Origin of the sequence: Xenorhabdus yunnanensis, from assembly GCF_028598805.1 — a bacterium.
Classification (GTDB): domain Bacteria; phylum Pseudomonadota; class Gammaproteobacteria; order Enterobacterales; family Enterobacteriaceae; genus Xenorhabdus; species Xenorhabdus yunnanensis.
On record NZ_JAQRFI010000121.1, the window covers coordinates 1 to 2,842 of the forward strand.

Sequence of the window (2,842 nt, forward strand, 5' to 3'; positions counted from 1 at the left end):
GTATCCAGATTATAGGCCTCTTTCCCCATATCCCTGAGCGTCTTATATCCGGCTGCCATCCCGCCAACAACGCCCCCGATACCACCAAACAGCCCCATTTTTGATGTTAGTCCGCTGTATTTTGTAAACAGTTCACCAAAATTCTTTAGCGGCGGGATCATGTCGCCAATATTCTGCACGTTATCCTGAGCGGAGCGTGACATATCCCGTAGTTTATTGCTCAATGCCCCTGTATTTTCCAGCGTTTCACTGCCGCCAAACCGCAGGCCTTCCCGCGTAGAGTTTAATACAGGCTGCAACCCCTTAATTCTGGCCTCAATCTCAGCCAGCGCTCTGGTTGCGTTATCATCCGCATTTAATTGAAAATCAAACACATTAGCCATTAGGTTTAGCCTCTATAATCCGTTGCGCCTGTTCAAACCACCACTCCAGACGGGAACGACTCAGGAGCCACGCATCCTGTGGCCCCCAGCGGTAAAAATAGGTCACTTCCGCTGCTAATCGTTGCCATTGCCGGAGGGGATGTAAGCCAAAAAATGGGTTAAGAACACCTCGCACTCACGAAAATCAGTGATAGCCATCTTTTTCAGTACCGTTTCAGGCACACCCGATGCCAGAGTAATCAGTAATCTCATGGCTGCTAATGGGTTGGATTTTTTATCCATTTCATAAAACTGCTCAACCTCGAATAGCGCAGGCTCCCGCAGATGAATTTCGGTATAAACCTCTTTACCGTCATTACTCTCAATCTGTTTGTTTAGTGTGATAACTTTTGTTTTTTCCATGACTGCCTCTTAGTTTTAGTTTTCGGTAACTGAAATCCCTTCCCAACGAACTTCGAACTCCGCGTCTTCGCTTCTGACTTCCTGCGAGTTCACGGTCCACATACCCTCACCGATAATGGTTTTGCCGTTGGCGAGTTCAGCGACGATAGTCACGTTGGTCTGGCTGTTAAAATCGGCGACGGTCGTGCCGCCGCTGTCACGCACCCGACATGAAATAAAGGATGGACTCGGCTTTTCTTTATACCCGTGCACACTGTCCATGCCGGTCAGTGTTTCACGTGTGACCGCTGACGGGCTGTAGGTGAAATCACCTACCACCATGATCCGCATACCATCAACAGAAACATAGGCTGTACCTGCCAGCCTGTTAGAGGTGTTTCCCATGATTTTCTCCTAGTTAGTTGGTTGCAGGCGGAATTGATTGAGCAGGGCAAACACGCGCAACTGGTTGATCAAGGTGCCCGTCCAGAGAACGTCCAAACGATTCGGGTTGTGAGCGTTAATTTCCACTCTTAGCCCCCTCGCAAACGCTTTCGAATCCTGCACATACCCGTTATATTCCAGCGCCCGGTACTGGGCGATGAGTTCGGCACGCACTACATTCGGAGTCACAATGGCCGAGCCTGCCGCAAATCGCGTGCCGTCTTTCGCCAGTTTCACGCGACGGAACTTAGACGTGATCTGCGTGCGAATGTAACGAGAGACAAACGCCAGTAAAAACAGCGTTTCTATCTGCAAATAACTGTCATCATTATCGCCATACGGGTTTTTCTGATAGGTACTAATGATGTTTTCAATCTGCACTGTGCCATCATCAGCCACCGTAAATGTTGAAATACCACTGTGCAGCAGGTTATTACGCTCAATCAGGCCGAGCTGGTCTTCTGCCGCCGGCGCCAAAACACCCGCCACGGGCAAGGTTTGTAATGGCCTGCCGGGGTCATTTCTGAGGGACGGCGCAACTGCACCGGTGACGGCCGCTGACCAGATGTAGTTGGGTGTCGGGGATTTCGTCACCCCCAGCACCGCTTCATGCTGATTGTTGCGGCGTGCGCCGGCATCCGCCAGTTCACCATAGGTTCCGCTGACGACACTGAACGCATGACCGTACAATTGCTGCTCCCAAGACCAGCGACCCCCCGTATCTGACAGGAATGATTTCATCTCATCCAATGACGCGGTGTCGGTGTAGGGATTGACGATAAAATCAAATGAGCGGTCGCTCAGGTTAGACAGGCTATTTTTCAGTTCGGGTGCACCTGCACCGTCTGTCATGGGAGTGATCATCAGTGCCAGTCCTGCCGGAGTGACCTCGCCGCCGGCCTGTCCACGGTAATTGAGGCAAAGATTGATGCCGTTACCGTGCGCGCCTTTATTTCTGGCGGTTAATGTCACCGTGTCATTCGCCACAGTTGCGGTCACCGGCAACGAGATTTTACGGTTAATCGCAGTGGCCAGTGCCGCCGCAATCTGTGCCGTGTTATCGGTGGCCATAACGGTGACCTGTACGCGCTGACCTGCAATATACAGTGAGATAACGCCCCCATGAGTGGGCAGGGAGGAGACTTTTACCAGCCCTTTTGCAGCCAGCAGGTTATCCCCGTCTTTCAGGGGCAACACCCACAATTCAGCCGCGGAGTCATTCGCTAAATAGGCCGCAACCATGCCATGCAGCAATGAGCCGTGACCATACTGTGATGCCGCCTGTTCTGCCGAAGAAACACGGACCGGGATCTCCGGCGTTGCCGTTGCGCTATCCAGCATTTGCCCGATGATGAGCGAGCGCTGGGTCGCAATGGCGCTGTTCGCCATCGAATTATCAAACTCAACGAAAAACAGTGGCGTTCTGAGATTATTGGGAATATGGGAAAAGGGGATCGCCATTATTCAGCCTCCTGAGTGCCTTTTTTGGCAAGTTTGGTGTCTTCTACCGGCTGACAGATTTCAACGTCACCGTCTCTGACGCGACGATGCCAGAACAGACTGTCTGGTACCTCTGTGCAGCCTTCAGGCAAATGAGTGCCTCTAACCGGGTCGCGTACCAGCCGCCCGGCAAC

4 protein-coding genes and 1 pseudogene are annotated in these 2,842 nt (G+C 52.1%); all 5 read right to left on the reverse strand.

Translation table 11 applies throughout. From position 1 onward, the window contains the following. A pseudogene (locus PSI23_RS20850) lies at window positions 1-383 on the reverse strand (lytic transglycosylase domain-containing protein); the annotation flags it as partial. Window positions 384-497: 114 nt separating this feature from the next. Beyond that, complete coding sequence (locus tag PSI23_RS20855) at window positions 498-785, reverse strand: phage tail assembly protein (protein WP_273556870.1); 288 nt, start codon at window positions 783-785, stop codon at window positions 498-500. 15 nt (window positions 786-800) lie between these two features. Further along, entirely contained in the window at window positions 801-1,169 is a 369-nt protein-coding gene (locus PSI23_RS20860; RefSeq protein ID WP_273556871.1) for a phage tail tube protein, read from the reverse strand. A gap of 9 nt (window positions 1,170-1,178) precedes the next feature. Beyond that, window positions 1,179-2,669 carry a phage tail sheath subtilisin-like domain-containing protein gene (locus PSI23_RS20865; protein WP_273556872.1) on the reverse strand — a complete coding sequence of 497 codons (1,491 nt, stop codon included), beginning with the start codon at window positions 2,667-2,669 and terminating at the stop codon, window positions 1,179-1,181. Next, the gene (locus PSI23_RS20870) at window positions 2,669-2,830 is read right to left on the reverse strand and encodes a DUF2635 domain-containing protein (protein WP_373567366.1); all 162 of its coding nucleotides are present in this window, start codon (window positions 2,828-2,830) and stop codon (window positions 2,669-2,671) included. The genes PSI23_RS20865 and PSI23_RS20870 overlap by 1 nt, the downstream gene beginning before the upstream one ends. Window positions 2,831-2,842 lie beyond the last annotated feature (12 nt).

Excerpts from the sequence above, each read along its gene's own strand:
- PSI23_RS20855 (WP_273556870.1), bottom strand. The coding sequence starts at position 785 with ATGGAAAAAACAAAAGTTATCACACTAAACAAACAGATTGAGAGTAAT.
- PSI23_RS20860 (WP_273556871.1), bottom strand. The coding sequence starts at position 1,169 with ATGGGAAACACCTCTAACAGGCTGGCAGGTACAGCCTATGTTTCTGTT.
- PSI23_RS20865 (WP_273556872.1), bottom strand. The coding sequence starts at position 2,669 with ATGGCGATCCCCTTTTCCCATATTCCCAATAATCTCAGAACGCCACTG.